Annotated in this window: 18 protein-coding genes; 8 read left to right on the top strand and 10 right to left on the bottom strand. The window is 56.7% G+C overall.

The window, feature by feature from the left end; all coding sequences use genetic code 11:
- Positions 1 to 7: 7 nt before the first annotated feature.
- The 3 genes from MJ257_RS17990 to MJ257_RS17980 all read right to left on the bottom strand — a co-directional run bounded on the left by MJ257_RS17990 (position 8) and on the right by MJ257_RS17980 (position 3,824).
- Positions 8 to 1,447 (bottom strand): sensor histidine kinase, encoded by a 1,440-nt coding sequence (locus MJ257_RS17990; protein ID WP_240270530.1) that lies wholly within the window; start codon positions 1,445 to 1,447, stop codon positions 8 to 10.
- Positions 1,444 to 2,427 (bottom strand): sugar-binding protein, encoded by a 984-nt coding sequence (locus MJ257_RS17985; RefSeq protein WP_240270529.1) that lies wholly within the window; start codon positions 2,425 to 2,427, stop codon positions 1,444 to 1,446. Before MJ257_RS17985 ends, MJ257_RS17990 begins: the two co-directional genes overlap by 4 nt.
- 413 nt (positions 2,428 to 2,840) lie before the next feature.
- Positions 2,841 to 3,824 (bottom strand): Gfo/Idh/MocA family protein, encoded by a 984-nt coding sequence (locus MJ257_RS17980; RefSeq protein ID WP_270406683.1) that lies wholly within the window; start codon positions 3,822 to 3,824, stop codon positions 2,841 to 2,843.
- A gap of 226 nt (positions 3,825 to 4,050) precedes the next feature.
- On the opposite strand from MJ257_RS17980, the gene MJ257_RS17975 reads away from it, so the two are divergent.
- The gene (locus MJ257_RS17975; RefSeq protein WP_240270527.1) at positions 4,051 to 4,809 is read left to right on the top strand and encodes an SGNH/GDSL hydrolase family protein; all 759 of its coding nucleotides are present in this window, start codon (positions 4,051 to 4,053) and stop codon (positions 4,807 to 4,809) included.
- A gap of 36 nt (positions 4,810 to 4,845) precedes the next feature.
- Here MJ257_RS17975 and MJ257_RS17970 read toward each other — a convergent pair whose 3' ends face one another.
- Complete coding sequence (locus tag MJ257_RS17970; protein ID WP_240270526.1) at positions 4,846 to 5,352, bottom strand: CYTH domain-containing protein; 507 nt, start codon at positions 5,350 to 5,352, stop codon at positions 4,846 to 4,848.
- A gap of 125 nt (positions 5,353 to 5,477) precedes the next feature.
- Here MJ257_RS17970 and MJ257_RS17965 point away from each other — a divergent pair, with 125 nt between their 5' ends.
- Positions 5,478 to 7,268, top strand: a complete 1,791-nt coding sequence (locus MJ257_RS17965) for a methyl-accepting chemotaxis protein (protein ID WP_240270525.1) — start codon at positions 5,478 to 5,480, stop codon at positions 7,266 to 7,268.
- An 89-nt stretch (positions 7,269 to 7,357) separates the two neighbouring features.
- Here the strand turns inward: MJ257_RS17965 and MJ257_RS24840 are convergent, their stop codons facing one another.
- Both MJ257_RS24840 and MJ257_RS17960 read right to left on the bottom strand, forming a co-directional pair.
- Positions 7,358 to 7,486 (bottom strand): hypothetical protein, encoded by a 129-nt coding sequence (locus tag MJ257_RS24840; RefSeq protein WP_270406679.1) that lies wholly within the window; start codon positions 7,484 to 7,486, stop codon positions 7,358 to 7,360.
- Positions 7,487 to 7,537: 51 nt separating this feature from the next.
- Positions 7,538 to 8,497: an alpha/beta fold hydrolase gene (locus MJ257_RS17960; RefSeq protein WP_240270524.1), complete on the bottom strand. Its 960-nt coding sequence runs from the start codon at positions 8,495 to 8,497 to the stop codon at positions 7,538 to 7,540.
- A gap of 201 nt (positions 8,498 to 8,698) precedes the next feature.
- On the opposite strand from MJ257_RS17960, the gene MJ257_RS17955 reads away from it, so the two are divergent.
- Positions 8,699 to 9,481, top strand: coding sequence for a Cof-type HAD-IIB family hydrolase (locus MJ257_RS17955; protein WP_240270523.1), 783 nt, complete (start codon positions 8,699 to 8,701; stop codon positions 9,479 to 9,481).
- A gap of 189 nt (positions 9,482 to 9,670) precedes the next feature.
- Positions 9,671 to 10,603 (top strand): S-layer homology domain-containing protein, encoded by a 933-nt coding sequence (locus tag MJ257_RS17950; protein ID WP_240270522.1) that lies wholly within the window; start codon positions 9,671 to 9,673, stop codon positions 10,601 to 10,603.
- 77 nt (positions 10,604 to 10,680) lie between these two features.
- On the opposite strand, the gene MJ257_RS17945 is transcribed toward MJ257_RS17950, so the two are convergent.
- Positions 10,681 to 12,048: an MATE family efflux transporter gene (locus MJ257_RS17945; RefSeq protein ID WP_240270521.1), complete on the bottom strand. Its 1,368-nt coding sequence runs from the start codon at positions 12,046 to 12,048 to the stop codon at positions 10,681 to 10,683.
- A gap of 5 nt (positions 12,049 to 12,053) precedes the next feature.
- Positions 12,054 to 12,986 (bottom strand): aldo/keto reductase, encoded by a 933-nt coding sequence (locus tag MJ257_RS17940; RefSeq protein WP_240270520.1) that lies wholly within the window; start codon positions 12,984 to 12,986, stop codon positions 12,054 to 12,056.
- Between the two features lie 192 nt (positions 12,987 to 13,178).
- Here MJ257_RS17940 and MJ257_RS17935 point away from each other — a divergent pair, with 192 nt between their 5' ends.
- The 3 genes from MJ257_RS17935 (at position 13,179) to MJ257_RS17925 (ending at position 15,627) form a co-directional block, all read left to right on the top strand.
- Positions 13,179 to 13,742, top strand: coding sequence for a TetR-like C-terminal domain-containing protein (locus tag MJ257_RS17935; RefSeq protein ID WP_240270519.1), 564 nt, complete (start codon positions 13,179 to 13,181; stop codon positions 13,740 to 13,742).
- Between the two features lie 179 nt (positions 13,743 to 13,921).
- Positions 13,922 to 15,289 carry an oleate hydratase gene (locus MJ257_RS17930; protein WP_240270518.1) on the top strand — a complete coding sequence of 456 codons (1,368 nt, stop codon included), beginning with the start codon at positions 13,922 to 13,924 and terminating at the stop codon, positions 15,287 to 15,289.
- A complete protein-coding gene (locus tag MJ257_RS17925; protein WP_240270517.1) occupies positions 15,286 to 15,627 on the top strand; it encodes an oleate hydratase in 342 nt (113 codons plus the stop codon). The genes MJ257_RS17930 and MJ257_RS17925 overlap by 4 nt, the downstream gene beginning before the upstream one ends.
- A 409-nt stretch (positions 15,628 to 16,036) precedes the next feature.
- Here the strand turns inward: MJ257_RS17925 and MJ257_RS17920 are convergent, their stop codons facing one another.
- Positions 16,037 to 18,790, bottom strand: a complete 2,754-nt coding sequence (locus MJ257_RS17920; protein WP_240270516.1) for a glycoside hydrolase family 2 protein — start codon at positions 18,788 to 18,790, stop codon at positions 16,037 to 16,039.
- Between the two features lie 199 nt (positions 18,791 to 18,989).
- Between MJ257_RS17920 and MJ257_RS17915 the strand changes: the two genes are divergently transcribed.
- On the top strand, positions 18,990 to 19,919 hold the full coding sequence (locus tag MJ257_RS17915; RefSeq protein WP_240270515.1) for an ArsR/SmtB family transcription factor: 930 nt from the start codon (positions 18,990 to 18,992) through the stop codon (positions 19,917 to 19,919).
- Positions 19,920 to 20,075: 156 nt separating this feature from the next.
- On the opposite strand, the gene alr is transcribed toward MJ257_RS17915, so the two are convergent.
- Positions 20,076 to 21,254 carry an alanine racemase gene (gene alr, locus MJ257_RS17910; RefSeq protein ID WP_240270514.1) on the bottom strand — a complete coding sequence of 393 codons (1,179 nt, stop codon included), beginning with the start codon at positions 21,252 to 21,254 and terminating at the stop codon, positions 20,076 to 20,078.
- Between the last annotated feature and the right edge of the window lie 64 nt (positions 21,255 to 21,318).

Raw genomic sequence — 21,318 nt, 5'->3', positions numbered from 1 at the left:
CCCCGTTCTATTCCATGCCCGTGCGAAGAGGCAGCGTAAACCTGACGGCCGTTCCGGCCCCTTCCTCGCTGTCGATGGCGATGTCTTCCTGTCCGTCGAAAAATAAATGCAGCCGCTTGAACACATTATGCGTGCCCAGGCCCGTCGATTGCCCTTTGCCGCCAAACCGCGGCGCCTCCTCGCGCACCGATTGCAGCAGCTTGTTCACCGTCTCGCGGCTCATGCCGACGCCGTTGTCGCGGATCTCGATCTCGACCTGATCCTCCTTGCCGAGACGAATCGCCAGCTCCAGCACGGCCCCTTCCTCCATCTGCTCAATCCCGTGCACGAAGGCGTTCTCCAGAATCGGCTGCAGAGTCAAGCAAGGGATCCTCCCGTCCAGCGCGCGCTCGTCGATGTTGATTACGAAGGCGATCCGATCGCGGAACCGCGCCTTCTGGATGTTCATATATTCGGTGACATGGGCCACCTCCTCGCGCAGCGGTACCGCCTGGTCGAGCTTCTGCAGGTTGTAGCGCAGCAACCGCGACACGGAAACGGCCAGATCGCTCGTTTTCGAAGCCCCTTCAAGGTAAGCCAACTTCGAGATGGAGTTCAAGGTATTAAAAAGAAAATGCGGGTTGATCTGGCTTTGCAGCGTCTTTAGCTCCAGCTCCTTGACCAGCCGGTCCTTCTCCAGGTTATTGATGTTCTCGGCCATCAGCTGTTGGATGTTGTCGATCATCCCGTTAAACGCCCGGCATAAAATGCTAATCTCATCGTTGCTGTCGCTCTCCGGCGCTTTGGTGTCCATCCGCCCCTTGGAAATTTGCTTGGCGGTGGCGACCAGCCGGCGAATCGGCCCGGTAATGCTGCGCGACAGCCAAATGGCGAGCAAAATGCTAAAGGCCGCCGCGGTTACCACCAGCAGAATGCCCAGCTTGTTCAACTTGCCGGTCGTAAACATCATATCCTCGTAGATCGGCTTGTATTGCTCCAGCTCCAAGTCGACCAGTTCCTGGGCTTCCTCGCGGATAAAGCGCTGGGTCTGCTCCGCTTCGATGTAAGCCCCGGCCATCGTATCGGAATCCTCGTAGCTGATCTTCTCGATCATCGCCTCGGCCTGCTCCAGGAACGTATCGATGAGGTTGCGGTAATTGGCCAGGGCCAGATCGCTCCCGCCGATCGTCCGAAGCCCGTCCAGATCGGACCTCAAGGTCTTGACGGCGTTCAAGTGCTTCACGACTTCGGGCAAACTTTCGGTGTCCATCTGCATGATGAAACGGTTCATCGACCGCATGTTTTCCCCCACTTCGTAGGAGATCTCCTTGTACAGCAAAATGCGCTTCATCATCAAGTGGTAGCTTTCCTGTACGTTTTTTCCGCTTTGGAAAAGAAAAAAGGACACCGAGCTCATCACCAGCACCAAAAGGGGAATGAACAGAAACAGCTTGCGGCGGATGCTCATAAGCTTTCGCCCTCCTCCACATTACGCGAATCCAGTACTTTCACTTCCGTGAAGTACTCCTTCTTAAGCGGTTTCCCCTCGAAGTGCTCATAAAGCAGTCGAACGGCCGTATCTCCCATCAAAAAAGGCTGCTGTGCGACCGTCGCCTCGATCTCTCCCTTGCGGATCGCCTCCAGCGTTTCCTTCTGATTGTCAAAGCCGATGATCGTCAGGTCGTCGCGGTTTTTGGCGGCCTGCAGCACGCCGAGGGCATCGGTCGCGCTCGTGCCGACCATAATGTTGATCTCCGGATGATTTCGGAGCATGTTGGCCGCTTGCTGGATCGCCTCCATATGAGAGATGTTCGAGCTGCGGACGTCGACGATCTCCAGCCCCTCGTGCTCGGCGACGATTCTTTTCAGCCCGTCCAATCGCTGCAGCTGGTTGGCAGCCTGATCGCTGCCGATGATCACGCCGATCTTCCCGGTGCCGCCGGTCGTCTCCACGATAAGGCGTCCCAGGCGTTCACCGGCAGCCAAATTGTCGGTGCCGACATAAGCGAGCCGCCGGCTGTCCGGCGCGTCGGTGTCGATCGTCACGACGGGAATCCCGCGTCGGACCGCCTTGTCGATCACCGGCGTGAACCGCTCTTCGTTCAGCCCCTGCACGATGATCGCGTCGACGCGGGCGGCGACCGCTTTTTCCAGCAGGTTCAGCTGCTCTTCCATGTTGTTGCGCACCGGGCCCGTGAACTCGATGTCGATGCCGTATTTTTCCGCCGCCTCCGCCGCGCCTTTCTCCACCATTTCCCAATAAGGGTGGTAACGCTCCTGCTCGATCAATACGATATGATAACGCGACTCGCCGCTCGCGGGCTGCCCTTGCAGCTCTTTGACGATGCTGCCGATTTTCCCGGAATAGCGGGCAAAGCCGATAAATAAATAGACCAAAACGACGATGCAAATCATCATGCCGGCCAGCCATTTTTTGTCCTTCATCATCCTGTTCACCTCTTCGATTATCCTATCTCAAGGGTGTAAACGGTTGCAATGAGAATTTTAGGGAGATGCCAGGACAGGCAAATTTCAGGGTTTACTCTGCAGGCCGCTTTGCACGATTATCCCTTTCGTTCAGGGGCATCCGTGGCATGGGAGGGGAGATCGGATCGTGTAAAATGCCAAGCAATCAAGCCCTTCCAACCCACCAATCTAGTCTGCTCCGCTCAACCTGAGCAAAGGGGATAATGGTGCAAAGCGCCCCAAAAAAGTATCGACCGGCCCCCCGCTCGCTTCAGTCGACAGGATCAAACGCAAAAACCCAACCCGGATCGTCCGGCTTGGGTTTTCGGATATCTTTAATGATGCGTTGCTTCCGGGAATCGGATCGCCTGCTCGTCCAGGCAAAGCACGATGTCTTAGTCTACGTCCGCCTCGTACCGAAGCCCGAACTGGCGTCTTGCATCCTCCATCAGCTCGGCGACGGCCAGCGAACGGGCATGCGTATTGATCTGGCTCTCCCGCTGTCCGCTTTGGACCAGCTCAATGAACTCCAGCGCTTCGTAATACATCGACTCCTGCGGCTGGGAGCGCGTCAACTCCTCGGTCGTCCCGTCGCGGTACAGGATTTTGGCCTCATAAGGCTGGTTAATCCGATCGATCACGATCGTCCCGTTCTCCCCCTGGATTTCCGTCGGCAGATAGGAATCGGTGATTTTCGAATACATGATCACGCCGTCCATATCCGGGTACCGCGCGATCAGGCTGCCCTCTCCATCCACGCCTGAAGACAACATCACGGCGGAGGCCTGCACGGATTCCGGTTTACCGAAAAGCGTCACCATCGGGTAGATGCAGTAGATGCCGAGATCCATTAAGGCACCGTTGGAAAACGCGGGATTAAAGGCGTTCAGCACCTTGCCCTGCTTAAACGCGTCAAACCGCGAAGAATACTGGCAGTAACTTGAAAAATAACGCCGTACCCGGCCAATTTTGTACAAATTGTCATGGACTGCCCGGAAGTTCGGCATCAGCGTGGATTTGAGCGCCTCCATCAGCAGCACGTCGTTGCGGCGCGCCGCTTCGATCATCCGCCGGACCTCGGCCGCGTTGGAAGCCATCGGCTTCTCGCATAACACATGCTTGCCATGATCCATCAGCAGGATCGCCTGCTCCGCGTGTAGTGAGTTCGGGCTGGCGATGTATACGGCATCGATATCGGTGCTGGACGCTAAGGCCACTAAATCGGTATACACCTTGGGGTCGCCAAACTTGGCCGCGAACTCCCTGCCCTTTTGCTCGGTCCGGGAGTAAACCGCCGTGAAGGCAAATTGCTCCGTTTCCAAAGCCGCCTGAATAAAACGCTCCGTGATCCAGTTCGTTCCAATCGTGGCGAAACGTATCAAAGTGATTTCCTCCCTTTGTTATGATCGCTTTACCCGTATTCTCTCATTCCCTGTCACCCTTGTCCACTTTCGAACGCTAAAACAAATTCCTTCCGATCGGAACAACTTACTTGCACTAGGCGCGAGAACTAATCTACAATAGATGTAACGAAATGAAACGTCATGAAATCCATTCATTTTACCTTGAAACTTTAAGGTTTCGAGGCTTGAGAGAGGTGAGACTGTGATCTACGACAGCAAGTTTTTTTCCAAAAATGAAATCAAGTACATGGTCAGCGGGGACTCCATTTCCAAAGGCGTCATTTATGACGAACAACGCCATAAATACGTCGTGTTGGAGAACAATTACGTTTCGCTCTTGCAGCAGAAACTGAAGGGCGCGGTTCACAATACCGCCCGTTTCGGCAACACGTTGATGAAGGGGCTCACGAACCTCAAAAAGGACGTGGAGAAGGATAAACCCCACGTCGTGCTGATCGAATACGGCGGCAACGACTGCGATTTCAACTGGAACGAGATTGCTGAACGTCCCGACGGAGAACACAGCCCGAAAACCGACTTTAATTTGTTCGAAAAAATGCTGACCGAAGCGATCCAATTCGTCAAAAGCCAGCAAATCGTCCCGGTCCTGATGAGCTTGCCGCCGCTGAACGCCGACAAGTATTTTCAATGGGTCAGCCGAAACGACCCGGAGGCGGAGAAGAATATCCTGAAGTGGCTTGGAAGCGTCACGAAGATTTATTGGTGGCAGGAACGGTACAATTCGACGATCCTGAAGGTGTCGGAGATGACCAAGACCAAATTCATCGACGTGCGCGGCGCGTTTCTGGAGCATCCCGACTACACGAAATTTCTATGTTCGGACGGCATTCACCCGAACGAAGACGGCCACCGGATCATCTGCGACAAGGTACTAGAGTTCATTCGCAATAACTACCGCTTTTTGCTGCGTGACGGCAACGGCGGATTGGCGCTGGAATAGACGATACCCTGCATGAAACGAAGAGACCTGAGGATTTCAGGTCTCTTTTTTGCTGCGCTGCAAATCGCTCCACACTTTCTTGTTGCTGTATCGCTTGTCGGTGCTGATGTCCGGCCCGAACCAGTCCGGGGCCACAAAAGCCCGCGCTTCTTCTTCCGACCCGAACTCGACTTCCAGCACGATAAAATCGATCTGGTCGTAGACGTCGATTTCCACCGTATGCTTGTCCCAAGCGGCGGTCACCCGTCGTTTGGTCAGAGGAACCGCCTGATGAATCCCGGTGATCTGCGCATACAGCCCTTCCGAAATGGACACCTCCACTTCTTCCCGGGACAAGCCGAACCCTCGTTTGAACGTATGCGTATATCGAATCTCTCCGGTACGCAAATCCTCAATTCTGCGGACCCGCAGCTCCTGATCCTCATGCAGAGCCAAATACGTCTGGTCGATCGCATGTTCCGACCGGACGATAAGCTCCCCCTCCCGAATCAAATGCTCCGGATACGCCGGCAGCAGAAACTTGCGTTCAATTTCCAGCGGCATCAGAACAACCTCCTTGCTTTTCTTTTCAGTAAACTTTCAGTCGTCATTCATACTGGATTCAGTCGTCCCAGCTACAATGAGCTACATCATCCATTATACGAGTACATACCTAGGGGGACAATCACGTGAAGCTCATCCAGAACCTGAAGATTGCCATGAAAATCCGGCTGCTTGCCTACTGTTTTTTCGTTTTCCTGCTAATCATCGGCTTGGTCGGCATCCGGCAAATATCCAACGTCAACGCCAAGCTTGAGGAGTTAAACAACGCGCGGCTTGTGCCGATCGTAAACCTGGAGGATCTAAAATCCGATATGGAAGCGACAAGAACGCTGGCCAGCAGCTACATGGACGCCTCCGATGACGACGAACGCACGGCGCTGACGGAGGAAATCACGACTGCCCGCGCTCATATTGACGAAACCTTGTCCGGATACAAAAACGAGACCGCAAACGCGTTCGTTGAGCACGTATTTACCCAATACGAAGCCTATACCGCAGCGCTGGACAACTTTCTGACCACGTTTCTGAACGGGATGACCGGCCCTAACGGGCCGCAATCGGCTGCGAGTGGCGAAGTGACAGCGGATTCTTCTGCTTCGGAAACGGCCGGGGAGAGGCAGCAACAAGGGGGGCCGCCGGCGGAGGTGACCGCCCTCGACGAATCCAAGGCGGCGTTGATCGAAGCGATGGACGGCTGGATCAGCCAGCATATCAGCGAGGCGCGGCAGACCTATGAAGACAGCAAAGCCGTGTACCGTTCCACCTGGATCAGCATGTTGATTTTGCTGGTGGTCTCTGCCGCCATCACGCTGGTTTTGGCCACGATCATCATTCGCGGAGTCGTAGGTCCGATTCGGAAAGTGACCGCCAAGCTCAAAGAAATCTCGGAAAGCAACGGTGATTTGACCGGGCGAATCGGTTATCGCAGCAAGGATGAGCTCGGCGTGCTGAGTCAGAGCTTCGATGCCTTTATCGCTAAACTCCATGCGATCATCGGGGAAATCATCAACTTAACTGGCACGATTTATTCCGCAAGCCAAATGCTCAGCCGGGCTACCGGCGAAACGACCTCTTCGCTGGAGAACATCTCCGCCACCGTACAGCAGATCACGTCAGGCACGTCGGAGAATGCGGCCGTTGCCGAGGAGACGTCGGCAAGCCTGACCGGAATGGCCGCCTTCTCCGAGTCGACGGCCATCGCCAGCAACAACACCGCCGAATCGAGCCGGGCCGTTGGAGAGGCTGCCGCCAGCGGCGCGGACAAAATCACGGAAATCGAAGCGGCCATTACCGATATTGAATCGTCGACCCGCCTGGTGTCCTCGACGATCCGGCAGCTCAGCGATTCCTCCCAGCGAATCGCCGACATGACCACGATGATCACGGGGATTTCTGCGCAGACCCATTTGCTGGCCCTAAACGCGGCAATCGAAGCGGCCCGGGCTGGCGAAGCCGGTCGGGGCTTCTCCGTGGTAGCTGACGAAATCCGCAAGCTGGCCGATGAGAGCCGAGTCGCCGCCCAGGAAATCGCCGATGTCGTTGCAGACAACCAATTGAAATCGGCTGCCGCCGTAGCCTCCGCGGAAGAAGTGTCCGGGAAGGTGCAGGAAGGCGCGGAGAAAGCCGCCGGCGCCAAGCAAAGCATCCACGATATCCTTACCGGCGTGCAGGAGATTATCGGGCAGATCGCCCGCATCGACGAGGATAACGACCGGCAGGCGCAAAGTACCCGGGAAATGGAGAAAGCGATCGGCAGCATCGCCTCCGCCACCAGCGAGATCGCGGAGGGCACGGAGCAGATCAGCGCCGGCATTCAGCAGCAGCTTAGCACGATGAACGAAATCGACGGCACGGCGGACCAGTTGTCCCGGATGGCGCATAAGCTGCAGGACATGACCTCCGGCTTCACGGTGTGATCCTCGCTCTATCACGAAAGCGGAAAGCCGCCCAAGGAGTTGCAAACTCCTGGACGGCTTTTTCGTGCTTGTTCATTCGTTATCTTTCGTTAAGCTTGGTAACCGATCTCCCCGTTGACCACGGTCATGCGCACTTGCGCTTCCAGCAGGTGCTGCGGATCGCCTTCGATTTCCCGGTCGATGACCGTAAAATCGCCGGCTTGGCCGACCGCGATCACGTAACGTCGCTCCCTTCGCTTGCCTGTCTGCCTACTTTCCTTCCGCTGGCCCTACAAACCAAGCATAAACTGAACAATCTTGTCGGGCATGCCGGGCAGTCCTTCATGACCGAAGTCCGGGAAGATCTCCAGCTTCTTCGGCGAAGAAATCGCGTTGTAGGCGGCAAATTGGGTAGACGGCGGGCAAACCTCGTCCATCAATCCCACCCCCATCAGCACTTCCGCTTGAATGCGGCTTGCCAGATGGTGCACGTCGATATACCCCAGCTTGGCGAACAGTTCTTCCTCCCGCTCATGCTGCGGATCGAAGCGGCGGAAATACAGCCGCAGCTCCTCGTAAGCGTTCCGGGCCAAGTCCATCTCCCAAACCCGGCGGTAATCGGACAGGAACGGATAGACCGGGGCCGCCCGTCGAATGCGCGGCTCGAGCGCGGCGCAAGCCAGCGTGATCCCGCCGCCTTGCGACCATCCGGTCACGCCAACGCGGCTCTCGTCCACCTCGGGCAGATCCATGACGATGCCCGTCAATTGCACGGCATCCAGGAAAATATGGCGGAACAGCATATTTTGCGGATCCCCGTCCACCCCGCGGATGATATGGCCTTGCAGCGTATTTCCGATCGTCCCGCCGACATCCTCCGACTTGCCGCCTTGTCCGCGGCAATCCATGGCGAACACGTGGAAGCCCAACGAAGCGTATCCCAGCTTTTCGCTCCAGTCGCCGGCATTCGCGGAATAACCGTGAAACAGAACCACGGCCGGGGCGGGACCTTCGAATTTCGCCGGACGTACGTATTGAGCATGAATGCGCGCTCCCTTGACTCCGGTAAAATAAAGATGATAACATTCCACGCCCGGCAGCTGATAATCGGCTTTTTCGATTCGCACCTGCGGGTCAACGGCGCGCATCTCGCGCAGCGCGACTTCCCAGTAAGCATCGAAATCCGGAAGCTTCGGGTTGATTCCTTTGTACTTGCGTAATTCGTCCAAAGGCATGTCGATAACCGGCATTGATCTCTTCCTCTCTCCACAATAGGGTCTGATTTCACCGTCCGGCTAAGCTGCCGCAGCAGTCGCCGGGCCATCGCTCACAGTATAGCTTGACAACGCTTTCTGTACAAGAGGAATGGGTGATTATGACCGGTTTGCGCCTGCATGGTACACTATTTTTATAGATAGATCATAATAAACGAACGGATAGGAGTTTTTCAGATGAACCACAACTACAAAATCGTCTTTTTCGATATCGACGGCACGCTGGTGAACGAGGAGAAACAGGTTCCTCAGGACACGATTCAGGCGATCGCCGAATTGAAAGCGAGCGGCATCGAGCCGGTCATCGCGACCGGGCGGGCGCCGTATTTTTTTGAACCGATCGCGAAGCTGCTGCACATCGAATCCTTCGTCAGCCTGAACGGCGCTTACGTCGTATACCGGGGCGAGCCGCTGCTCCAGCGGACCCTGCCCCCGCAAAGCCTCAGGAAGCTGGTCGAGCTGGCTGCACGCCATCGGCATCCGCTGGTGTTTCAGGGTCATGAACGTTATTACGCCAACGCCGACGCCCATCCGTTTATCGTGGAATCCATCGATTCCCTGAAGGTGGAGCATCCGGGATTCGATCCCGAATTCTGGAGCAAATCGCCGGTATATCAAGCTTTCCTGCACTGTGAGGAGCAGGACGAAGCGCTGTACAAAGGGCAATTCGACGACCTGCGCCTCATCCGCTGGCACCCGAAGGCCATGGACGTGACGATCCGCGGCGGTTCCAAAGCCGTAGGTATCGCGGCCATGCTGGAACGCCTCGGCATCCCGCTTTCCGACGCGGTGGCTTTTGGGGACGGCTTGAACGATAAGGAGATGCTGCAGGAGGTCGGCTTAGGCATCGCCATGGGCAATTCCCATCCGGACCTGCTGCCTTATGCCGATTATGTCACTTCCGCCGTGGATGAGGGCGGCATCCGTCAAGGGCTGCGTTACGCGGGATTGATTTCCTAAGGGCTCTCGCAAAAAAATTGGATAAAAAGTGAAACATCCACAACCCTTCCTGCGTCAAAGGGTTAAACCAAACCGTATCCGGGAGGAGGGAAATGATACCTTATGCCTCGCCGGGCGCTGCTGAACAGCAGGGCGAACCCGGCGGATATGATGCGTTTAACTCACTATTGTTGCAGGAGGGACTTGCAAATGAAAACGAAAAAGACGTTATCCAAATTTCCGAAACTGACGCTGCTGATGGTCATCGTGTTCACGCTAATGTTCGGCGGCACCGCTTCGGCTTTTAGCGACATTAAAGGCGACAAGGAACAAAAGGCGATTGAAAATCTCGAGAAGCGAGGGATTATCAAAGGCGACTTTCACGGCCGTTACTACCCGGCCCAGAAGCTGACGGGCGCTTCCGCCGTCTCCCTGATCGTCCAAACGCTGGACCTGAATTTCGATACGATCCGGTTCATCCAAATGCCGAAAGCCAGCGATTATTACACCAAGGTCAACGATAATGCCTGGTATGCCCAAGCCTTCATCATCGCCAACTACTACGGGCTGGACATTCCCAAGGACATCAACCCGGCCGCCAAAGTGACGAAGGAGCAGTTCAGCCATTGGCTGTACAAAGCGCTGAGCACGAAAGGCGAATACGCATGGACCATGCAATATTTGTCCATCAACGACGAGAAACAAATCAACAAGGATTATATGAACAGCATTCAAGCGCTTCTGAAAGCCAAAATCGCCACCCTGGATAAGAAAGGGAACTTTGGGCCGAAACAGCCGGTTTCCCGCAGCGAAGCCGCCGGCATGCTCGACCGGACGCTGCAATTTATCAAAGACAACCAGCCTGTCGTCAATCCGGCTCCCGGCAGCCTGTACGATTTCGGTCTGAACACGGACAAAATCTCCAGCGACGTAACCAAGGTAACGATCACGGCAATGGCGCCGAACCCGGGCTACGGCTTGGAAGTTTCGAGCATCTCGTTTAAGGACGGCAAGGCCGTCATCGACTATCGCGTCGTGACCCCTCAGCCAGGGCAATTTTACCCGCAGGTCATTTCCGAGGTGAAGGCCGTGACGTACATTCCGGCAGGATACCAAGCGGTGCTTGGCGCCCAATCGAAATAAACGGCTCGATACGAAAAAAGAATGGAAGCGTTTGTCCGGCAGGCAGCCGGATGATCGCGGTCCATTCTTTTTTTCGTTCATCCTTGGGTCTCTGGAGTTCCAAACGTCCGAATCCAGCGATAGCGGTTGACCTTCACGACGGCCACGAAGCATTTCAGGATCTGGTCGGATTTGAGGCAGATAAACGTCAGCAGCGGCGACAGCTGGAACACCGCGGCGCAGAGAAAAGCCGAGGGCAGCACGATCAGCCACATGAAAATAAAATCGTTGTACAACACGAACCTCGTATCGCCCCCGCTTCGCACGATCCCCGTCAGCGCCGGCATTTGGTAAGCCGTGCCTACCGCCGTAATCGAGAGCACCGTCATAAACTGCAGGGCCAACGCCTTGGATTCAGGGGATATCGCGTAGAAGCCCAGCACCACGTCCTTGATCAGAAAGAGCACCGCTCCCGTCCCCAAACCGATGATCAAATAAAGCAACTGCAGCGTTTGGGCGTAAGGCTTGATTTTCTCCGGATGGCCGGCGCCGATCGTCTTCCCGATGATGACGGCCGTCGCGCTGGCGGAGGCGTACGTCACGACCGACACGATTTGGAACACCGTCGTTGCGATGCTGTTCGCGGCGATCGCCGCTTCCCCCATATGCCCCAAAATCCCGGACTGTACCGCCATAGCCAGCCCCCAGAGGGCATTGGACATCAGGATCGGCGAGCCGACGCTTAGGTATTGCTTGAACGTTCCCCGATCAAATTGGAAGAAATCCCGCAGGGCGAACTTTATTTTCTGATCCACCCGCTTCAGGTATCCCGCCACGATCGCGAGCTCGATGATCCGGGCCGTTAACGTCGCTGCAGCCGAGCCACGCACACCCCATGCAGGAAAGCCGAAATGCCCGTAGATCAGCAAATAGTTTAGGCAGACGTTGATGATTAACGTCGACAAAGAGAGGATAAATCCCACTCTGACCGTTTCCACGCTGCGCAGGGAAGCCAGCAGCAGGTTGGTCGCCGCAAAGAAGAGATAGGAAAAACCGATGATCCGTAAGTATTGAGCCCCTTCGGCGATCACGTTGTCCTCGTTCGTGAACAAGGACAGACACCCGTGGGGGAACAAGAACACGGCCAGCCACAGCAGCAAGGCGAGGGCCAGCGCGAGGCGCATCCCGATACTGGCAACCTTCTTGATGGCCTTCATGTCCCGGGCGCCCCAGGCCCGTGATGACAGGATCACCACACCTTCACCTACGCCCATGACGAGCATCTGCAGCAGGAACTGGAGCTGATTGGCGAGGGCCACCCCGGACAAAGCCGATTCGCTGTAACCGCCAAGCATGATATTATCCGAAAGGTTGACGCCAAAGGAAATGACGTTTTGCAGTGCAATAATCCAAGTCAGTCTGAAGAAGCTGCGGTAAAAAGCTTTATCCTGCACCATAAACTTCATGTGGTTTACCAGCCAAGCGATTTAAAACGGATGTCCCGTTCCCAGAGATCCTGCAGTTTGCGCAGCGATTCGTTCGGCAGCCCGGCGTCGCACGCGGCGACATTCTCGCGGAGCTGGGCGCTGTTCCGGACGCCGGGGATGACCGTCGCCACCTCCGGGTAAGCCAAAATAAAGCGCAATGCCGCCATCGTCATCGTCGTTTGGTCATCTTCAAGGAAGCGAATTTGCTTCAGCAGCTCCGCGCGGGCCTGAATGACTTCCGGAGACCAGCGGCTTCGGATGCCCGAGAACGAGCTGTTTCCGTCGTATTTGCCCGACAACCAGCCGGAATCGAGCGGTACCTTAATGATCAGCGCGACATCCTTCTCTTTGGCCGCCTGGAACGCCAGCGCCGTCTCCTGGTAAAAGATGTTGAACATCACTTCCATGACGCCAAGCCGGGCATGCTCCAACGCCTCCAGCATTTCGCGGCTGGAATCGACGGACACGCCGTACGCCAGGATTTTCCCCTCCGCTTTCAGATCCTCCAGCACCTGATAGTGGCCATATTTGCCGTCCAGGTGATCGAACGGCGGGTTATGGATCAAGACAGAGTCCAAATAGTCCGTTTGTAGCCGCATCAGGCTGCGTTCGATTGAATTCCGGATTTGCGCGGCCGAATAATCGGTCCCCTCCGGGGAATGGCCGAATTTCGTATTGATGACCGCTATGTCGCGTTTTCGTTCCAGCGCTTTGCCGAGCAGCACCTCGCTTTTGCCTTGGCCATAATTGGGAGCGGTATCAAAAAAGTTGACTCCAATGTCGAGCGCTTCATGCACCAGACGGATGGCCTCGTCGTCCTCCATCCCCTCCCAATCCTGCTTGTTGCCGAGCTGCCAAGCGCCAAAACCGATCTCCGACACCTGCTTGCCGGTCGTTCCGTACCTTCTGTACTTCATCCTCTCACGCTCCTGCGATGTTTGGATTTGGGGAACCGTGACTCCTGCCCCATATTCTAGCTCGAATCCCGATAAGTCGCAATGCAATTCCCTCCTGTCCCCTTCAGTAATATGGTATACTGGTTAAACTCAATTACCATATTTTCTCTTTTAATTCCTGATAATAACATCTTTCCGGGAGGGGGATAGGTCGTGTCGTACTCCCAAATCACCAAAAATGCGCTGGCCCGTTCTTTGAAAAAGCTGATGCTTACCGTTCCGCTGAACAAAATCACGATCCGGCAGATTACGGCGGACTGCGGCGTCACCCGGCACACCTTTTACAATCACTTTCGGGACATTTACGAATTGCTCGGCTGGGTATACCGGACGGAAGTCATCGAAGGCCTTGAGCCGTACCGCAATGTTGCCGGCTGGAAGCAAGGGTTTTTGAGCGTGCTGCGTTATACGCAGAAACAGAAGACCATGTGCCTGAACTCCTTTCATTCATTAGGGCGCGAGCATCTGGAAAAGTTTCTGTACGATGTGATTTACGGCGTTGCGATCGAAGTCGTGCGGGAGTTGGCGCAAGATCGGGATGTGAGCTTACGCGCCCAACAGGAGGTTGCCGATTTTTACACGCTGGCCGTCCGCGGGCAGGTGATCGAATGGCTGAATGCTGGGGCCAACACGGATCCGGTCGAAATCGCCGACAAGGTCGGTAAAATCCTCGACGGCAATCTGGCCCGCAGTTTGGAAAACTATCGGCACGGGTAAACCAGGTCCCCTTGCTTGCTTAAATTCACACGTTGCTCACAAACGACACAATGTTTCCCGCATGTGCAAACCATGGACATTTGCCTTCAAGTGTCCATGGTTTTGTTTTTTTTCGGCGGATATATTGGAAGCAGCTCATGAGCAGGGAACCTACTCTATTAGAGAAAGGAAGACGACTTATGGGAACGTATCAAAGAATTCATCCGCGGGTTCCGGAAGGCATCGCGGCGAAAAAGGCGTATTTGGTCGGCGGAGGCATCGGCTCTTTATCGGCCGCGGCTTTCCTGATCCGCGACGGGCACATGCCGGGGAAAAACATCCATATCCTGGAGGAGTCCGCCGTATACGGCGGTTCGATGGACGGCGCGGGCAACGCCAAAGACGGCTACAGCGCGCGCGGCGGACGCGAAATCGAAGAGCATTTCGAATGTTTTATGGAGCTGTTCGGCTTCATCCCGTCGTTGACCAATCCCGACCGGACCGTGTTGGACGAATTCCGCGAATTGAATCTGGCGGAGCCGATCGAATCGCATTGCCGGCTGGTGGAGAACGCCGGACAACAAGCGGATTTTTCCACGCTGGGGCTGTCGACGGCGCATGCTTTGCAGCTTGGCAAACTGGCGATGCTGACCGAAGAGAAGCTGGGGAGAACGACGATTGAGCAATTTTTCGACCTGAGTTTCCTGGAAACGAATTTCTGGTATTTCTGGCGCTCCATGTTTGCGTTCGAGAACTGGCACAGCGTCGTGGAAGTGAAGCGTTACATGGAACGTTTTATGCATCTGATTTCCGGCATGAACCGCTTGAAGGGCATTTTGCATACGGAATACAACCAATACGATTCGCTGATCCTTCCGCTGGTGAAATGGCTGGAAGCGCAGGGCGTCCGCTTCAACAAGGGGCATCAGGTCGTCGACCTGGAACTCGATGTGTCGGGCGGCGAAAAGATCGTCACCGCCATCCACCTAAAGGTAAACGGGGCGGCCAAGACGATTCCCGTCTCGCGGGGCGATCTGGTCATGGTCACGAACGGCTCGATGACGGAAAACTCCACGAAAGGCGACCTGAACCGGCCTGCCGTTTTAAATCGGTCCGTCGATGAACGCGGCTGCTGGAGCTTGTGGGAGAAGCTGGCCGTCAAATCTCCCGATTTCGGCCGGCCGGAGGTGTTTTGCGGGGATATCGACAAAACCAAATGGCTGTCCTTTACGATTACCCTCACCGATGACGAGATTGTATTCCCGCATTTGCTTGAGTTAACCGGCGATTTGCCGGGGATGGGCGGCGTCGTGACGATCAAGGATTCCAACTGGCTGATGTCGTGGACCGCGCCGAAGCAGCCGCATTTCCTCAACCAGCCGGACAACGTCAAAGTCCTGTGGGCCTATGGATTGTTCCCCGATGCGGTCGGCAACTACGTCGGCAAGAAGATGGCCGATTGCACCGGACGCGAGCTGCTGGAAGAGCTCTGCTACCATATGGGGTTGAAGGACCGCATACCGGAAATTCTGGCCCATACGACCAACGTTATTCCATTCCCTGTATGATGCCGTATATCACTTCGCAGTTCATGCCGCGCGTGGCTGGCGACCGTCCGCAGGTCGTGCCGCAGGGCAGCGTCAACCTCGCTTTCCTCGGGCAGTTTGCCGAGGTCCCGGACGACTGCGTGTTTACGGTGGAATATTCCGTCCGTACGGCGATGATGGCGGTATACCGGCTGCTGAAGCTGGAGAAGGAAGTGATCCCCGTGCACCCCAGCCGATACGACGTGCGCGTCCTGCTGACCGCGGTGCGGACCTGCCTCGGCAACAAGCCGATGCCGCTGGACAAATCGCTGGGCGAGTTACTGTCCGGCACGGAAATCGCCAAGCTGCTGAACGGGTAGGAGCCGGATAACAGAGATTAAGGTTCTACTAGAGCTAAAGCTCAGGGTGTGCCTTTCCCTTCTTTCGCCCAGGAGACACGAATAAGGGTAATTTATGCCCTTATTCGGCTCTGAGCGCTGCTGCTCGGAAAAATAAGGGAACTTTTTGCCTCTATTTTGTGACTTCCGCCCCCAAAATAGGCATTTCTAGCATTTCGCTCGAAAATAAGGGCGAAAATGTCCTCTATTTTCGGGCAATGCCGGTTTTTGGGGCAAATAAGGGCATTTTTTGCCCTTATTTGTTTAGGGCCCCGAAAATTGTAGACCACCCCATAGGGGTGGCCATTGTTCACAAGCCCGACGGCCTTTCATTTGGCCGGTAGCGGGGCCCATGTTAGCGGTGACGTACCGTTAATGGCCGTGTATCGTCTTAACGGCAGCGCACCTGAATGTCCAGCGGATAGCGCCCGGCGTTCCGGCCGTACAACGCCAGCCCGCCTTCCCCGGCACGCAGCTCCAGCCGGAAGCGGCGGTTACGATCCAATTTGGCGGCGATGCGCCCGGGTACCTTGATGCGGCACAGATACCCGTACGAACCGGCTTCGTCCAAGCGGTTATCGACCGGCTGGTAATGCCAGGACAATAATCCGCGGGCGTCCGCCGGATCGTCGGGAAGGTGTACGCTTCCCACAGGCTCGCCGTCGATACAAACCGTCACCTTGGACTCATGGCGCATTTCATCCGTCATGTAGTAGGTGTTCGGGTTGTATTCGACGTTGGCGGAGGCCCCATGCATGTAGCCGATCCCGTGATCGCTCGTTTTGACGCCTTCGAGGTTGCGGGCGAGCACCCTTTTGGCGCCGGCTTCGAAGGCGATTTCGATGTCGCCGATCAACGCCAGCTCCTCCCGTTCCGGCAGCCGAACCTCATACGTGAAGGCGCCTGCGCCCGCGCCGCTGACCTTCGTTCCTTGGATTGCCTCCCATTGCACCGCAAACGTCTGCTGCGCGAAGCCGCCCACCGGGACGCTCACCGTGCGGATGCCGCCGGTGGACTCGGGAACGCTGCCGTCGCCGCGCACGTCGAACGCGACGAAGTTGCGCGACACCGTCTCGCCACCCTCGGCGACCAGCCGCAAGGCCAGCACCGCAACAGCGTCTTGTTTAGGCATCGCGACCTCGAGCGGAGCCAGCTCCGCCACGCCGTAATCCTCCCAGGCGACGGCACGCTCGCCGCGGTCCGCTACAACGCGGACGCCTAGATCGTCGTGCCACAGCTCCCAAACGAGTGTGAGCGCGCGGCCGTGGTACCGGTCCGAAAAGCTGGACCGCAGCAGGGGCACGGACACCTTCGCCCCGGCGGCGGCCGTTTGCGAAGGAGGCGCGTCGATAACGATGAAGTCCGGCGCATGCAGGTCGACGAGCGTCATGCCCGGTACGAATTCGCCGTAGCCGAAGTCTTTTTCTGTTCCGTCCAGCCGGTAATACCCGTTGAATTCGTTCGTCACGTCCCGGAATTCCGTAAACACGAAACCGCACATTTTGTCATGGCGGCGGAATTCGTTCAGCATGTAATGGTAATGCCAAGCCAGGTCGCTGTCCCCCGCGCTGTGCTCGATGCCCCACACGTTGCCGCATTCGCTGTTCATCAGCGGCGCGTCCGTCTGCGTTCGACCGCCGATGTAGTTGAACGTCGACCCCGGATACGTGTTGGACACCACATTGTCGATATGCTCGCGCACCTTTTCATACCCGTTCACATAAAAATGCCACGTGTTCAAGTCCGTTTCGACATGGTCCCAGTTGCAGGCGGAATTGTCCTCCACGAGACGCGTCGGGTCCGTTTCTTTAGCCCAGCGGTAGATCCCTTGGACCCATTCCTGGGTCTCGGGCAAATAATTCATGTTGCCGAATTCATCCCCGGTCAAGCTGCCTGCCGCTTTCCCCGATTTCAACCCCCAGGTTTCATTAAACATGATCCAGGAAAAAATCGACGGGTGATTGTAGTCCCGCTCGATGACCTCGCGAGCTTCGCTTTCGTAAGCCGTTCGCGCCGATTCGCCGGGTTCACCCCAGAAGCAGGGCATATCCTGCATGATGAGCAGGCCAAGCTTATCCGCCCAATACAACTTGCGGGGTTCTTCCGGCTTGATGTGGATCCGCGCGAAGTTCAGCCCAAGGCGCTTCATCAAGAAAATTTCGTCCCGCATGTCCTCGTCGGTCGGATAGGTGAAATAGCCGGTGGGGTGAAAAGATTGGTCCAGCGTACCGTTCAGGTAAATCGGCTTTCCGTTCAACGTGATCCAGCGGTAATCCCGCTGCCCGAAACGGGCGGTGCTGATTTCGCGAATGCCGAAATACGTGGCGACCGCGTCCTCCCCGGAAGCCGCCGTCAGTCGCAGCTCCCCTTCGTACAGATGCGGCGTTTCCGGGCTCCACAGCCGGGGCTCTGCCACCTGAAACGAGGTATGGACCGTATTCTCGCCGGCGGCCAGCGTCAATTCTTCCGCATGCTCTACGGTCCCGTCTTGAAACCGCAGGGCGAGCGTAGCCGCCGAGGCTTCCTTGGCAACGATGCGGGCCGTCACTTCTACCCGGCCGTCGAGTGACGTGCGGAACTTCGCGTCCCGCACATAGACCATCGGCCGCGCCTCCAGCCAGACCGGCTGCCAAATGCCGCGAATCTCGCCGTACCCCTGCTTGCCGCGCGCTTGATTATCTCCGTCCGCATCCTCCGCGCGAACGAGGATCACATTTTCCCCTCCCGCGTTCCAACGGTCCGTCACCTCAAACTCGAAGTTGCCGTATCCGCCTTGGTGCGATCCGGCATGGACGCCGTTAACCCAAACGTCGCACCGATAATCGACGGCGCCAAAATGGAGGAAAATCCGCGACCCTGCCGCTTCCGGTCTCCAGGCGACGGTCCGCCGGTACCAACCGATGCCCGCTTCGTTTTTGCCGATGCCGGACAACGGGCTGGACCAGGAAAACGGCACCTCGATCCGTTCCGGAAAGTCCTTTGCTTCTCCATCCTCCCAGGACGTGCCGGCCCCTTCGCCGATCGGCTCGAACCGGAACGACCAGGTTCCGTTCAGATTGAGCCAATCCGTCCGCTGCCAATCCGGCCGGGGGTGCTCCGGGCGCGGAATCGCGGGCGCTCCCGCCGTTAACGATTGATTCGTCATCAAGTTTGCACACCTTTCATTTTCAACTGGATCCTGATTATTGGATTATTTCGCCCCCATGATAGCATATATATTATCTATTCACAATGTATATTATAAATTTACAATACACCATTTTTGATGTACACTGGCTACAGGTTTGATTCTAATACGTGTGTTGACTTAATTGGGGTTACCCGTTGAAGAAAGGAATATTAAGATGAGTGAATCGCACCGTCAGGACACCCAACGCTATCCGGCTTCCCGGATTCTCGACGTGGCCAAAGCGCTGTCCGGGGACGTTCGCGTCCGCATTCTCGAAGCGCTGGGCAGGCAGCCGATGAGCATCAGCCAGTTGGCCGAAGCGCTTGGCGTCGCCCAGCCGACCATATCCATCAACGTGCAGATTCTGGAGCAAGCCGAGCTGATCGTCTCCGCCCCGGGGGCCAACCGGGAGAAAATCTGCTCGGTTACCTGCCGCTCCATTCTCCTGGAACTCCCGACCCAGCCGGGGGAAGGGCTCCATCAGGTCGAGGAAATTCACATGCCCATCGGCATGTATTCCATCTGCTCAGTAAGCCCGCCTTGCGGCATGGTCGGGCGCGACGCGGGCCTGATCGGCTCCCAGGACGATCCCCGGGCGTTTTATATGCCGGAACGGACCGAGGCCGCGCTGTTATGGTTCGCCGAGGCGGGGTACGTCGAATATTATTTTGCCAATCCGCTGCCGCCGAGCGTAGAACTGGAGGAGCTCTGCATTCGGGCGGAGGTTTGCTCCGAAGCCCCGGGATTCCGGGAAGATTGGCCTTCCGACATTACGGTCAGCGTGAACGGCTTGCCGGTGGGCACCTGGACCAGCCCCGGCGATTTCGGCGAGCGCCAAGGCAAACTGACGCCCGAGAAGTGGAAAGGCGGCACCCAATACGGGCAGCTTACCGAATGGCGCGTGACCCGGGAAGGCAGCTTCGTTAACGGCGTTTCCGCCGGGCCTACCGCGATCCCCGGGCTGGGCTTGGCGTTCAACAAGCCGATCCGCGTCCGATTCGAGGTCTGCGAGGATGCCGCCAATCAACGGGGGCTCAACCTGTTCGGCAGCGGCTTTGGCGATTACCCGCAGGACATCGTGTTATCTTTCACCCGCCGTTCTTGATCGTTTTCCAGCACAAAACCCCTGCTCTGACAAACAGAGCAGGGGTTTTGTGTTAGGTAACATAACGCGAAGGGGTTATATCGCGACTGAAACGAGTAAAAACTCTTTACGAAACCCAAAACTTGGATTATGATGCCAAAGGTATGGTACCTTTTGTCACACGAATTTCGAAGCGTCATGATAGACGCGCGGCACTCTTGAACCGATTAAACAAACGACTTCATAATTGATCGTGCCCATCCAGGCGGCCACTTCGTCGATCGAGATCGATGCCTCCACCCCATTGCCGCCGAAGATCACGACCTCGTCGCCCGCGCGGATGCCTTCCGCCTCGGTCACGTCCAGCATCGCCTGATCCATGCAGATCCGGCCGATAATCGGGACCCGCTGCCGGCGCACCAGCGCGTAGCCGCAATTGGACAGCGCCCGCGACAAGCCGTCGGCATAACCGACCGGGATGGTAGCGGCGATCCGTTCCGTTGCCGCCCGGTACGTCCGGCCGTAACTGACGGTGCGGCCCGGCTCGATCCGCTGGAGCGAGGCGATTTTCGTCTTCAGCTGCATCGCCTGACGCAACGGGTATTCCGGCAGCCGCAACCGCGCGGATGGGTATAACCCGTACAATGCGATCCCGACCCGGATCATGTCGAGATGCATCCGCGGAAAGCGCATCGCCGCGGCGCTATTGCAACAATGCTTGATCGGGATGTGCAGGCCGTGGGCTTCCAGGGCGTCGATACAGGCGCTGAACCGGGCGAATTGCTCCAAGGTAAACGCCGGATCGGGACCGTCCGCATCGGCAAAATGCGTAAACAAGCCTTCCAGCGCGACGAAGGGCGCGGCGGCGGCGGCTTGTTCGGCCATCCCGATCACCGCTTCGGCGGAAGGCAAGCCGATTCGGGTCATCCCGGTATCGAATTTCAAATGAATGCGAGCCTCGCGCCGTTGTTTTTTCGCGCAAGCGATCGCTTCCCGTAGCACGTCCTCGGTATAAACCGTTAAGGTTATCCCGTGCCGGACGGCCGCTTCCACCCCACGCGGTGGCGTGTAGCCGAGCACGAGAATAGGCTGTGATATGCCGGCGGCCCGAAGCTGCAGCGCTTCGTCGACGAGGGCAACGCCCAGGTATTCGGCGCCAGCGCGGATCGCGGCTTGCGCCGCTTGTACGGCACCGTGCCCGTACCCGTTCGCTTTGACCACGGCCATCACCCGGCAGCCCTGGGCCGCTTGTTTGCGGAACAGGCCCGCATTATGGGCGATCGCATCCAGCGATACTTCCGCCCAGGTTTCGCGGTAACCGATGGATGAGGAATCCTTCGTTTGCGTTGTCGTCATCGCGTTTAACCTCTTTCCGTTATCAAATGATGGTTTTGAAAATACCATGTATCGGAGGTGCCCC

This window comes from Paenibacillus timonensis (assembly GCF_022427145.1).
Lineage (GTDB): Bacteria > Bacillota > Bacilli > Paenibacillales > Paenibacillaceae > Fontibacillus > Fontibacillus timonensis.
Note: the sequence above shows the minus strand (reverse complement) of the source record. Positions and strands in the feature narration are given on the sequence as shown.

What these genes read in the sequence shown, in the direction of transcription:
- MJ257_RS17990 (WP_240270530.1), bottom strand. Translation starts at nt 1,447, where the DNA reads ATGAGCATCCGCCGCAAGCTGTTTCTGTTCATTCCCCTTTTGGTGCTG.
- MJ257_RS17985 (WP_240270529.1), bottom strand. Translation starts at nt 2,427, where the DNA reads ATGATGAAGGACAAAAAATGGCTGGCCGGCATGATGATTTGCATCGTC.
- MJ257_RS17970 (WP_240270526.1), bottom strand. Translation starts at nt 5,352, where the DNA reads ATGCCGCTGGAAATTGAACGCAAGTTTCTGCTGCCGGCGTATCCGGAG.
- MJ257_RS17960 (WP_240270524.1), bottom strand. Translation starts at nt 8,497, where the DNA reads ATGCCGGTTATCGACATGCCTTTGGACGAATTACGCAAGTACAAAGGA.
- MJ257_RS17955 (WP_240270523.1), top strand. Translation starts at nt 8,699, where the DNA reads ATGAACCACAACTACAAAATCGTCTTTTTCGATATCGACGGCACGCTG.
- MJ257_RS17950 (WP_240270522.1), top strand. Translation starts at nt 9,671, where the DNA reads ATGAAAACGAAAAAGACGTTATCCAAATTTCCGAAACTGACGCTGCTG.
- MJ257_RS17945 (WP_240270521.1), bottom strand. Translation starts at nt 12,048, where the DNA reads ATGAAGTTTATGGTGCAGGATAAAGCTTTTTACCGCAGCTTCTTCAGA.
- MJ257_RS17940 (WP_240270520.1), bottom strand. Translation starts at nt 12,986, where the DNA reads ATGAAGTACAGAAGGTACGGAACGACCGGCAAGCAGGTGTCGGAGATC.
- MJ257_RS17930 (WP_240270518.1), top strand. Translation starts at nt 13,922, where the DNA reads ATGGGAACGTATCAAAGAATTCATCCGCGGGTTCCGGAAGGCATCGCG.
- MJ257_RS17925 (WP_240270517.1), top strand. Translation starts at nt 15,286, where the DNA reads ATGATGCCGTATATCACTTCGCAGTTCATGCCGCGCGTGGCTGGCGAC.
- MJ257_RS17920 (WP_240270516.1), bottom strand. Translation starts at nt 18,790, where the DNA reads ATGACGAATCAATCGTTAACGGCGGGAGCGCCCGCGATTCCGCGCCCG.
- MJ257_RS17915 (WP_240270515.1), top strand. Translation starts at nt 18,990, where the DNA reads ATGAGTGAATCGCACCGTCAGGACACCCAACGCTATCCGGCTTCCCGG.
- alr (WP_240270514.1), bottom strand. Translation starts at nt 21,254, where the DNA reads ATGACGACAACGCAAACGAAGGATTCCTCATCCATCGGTTACCGCGAA.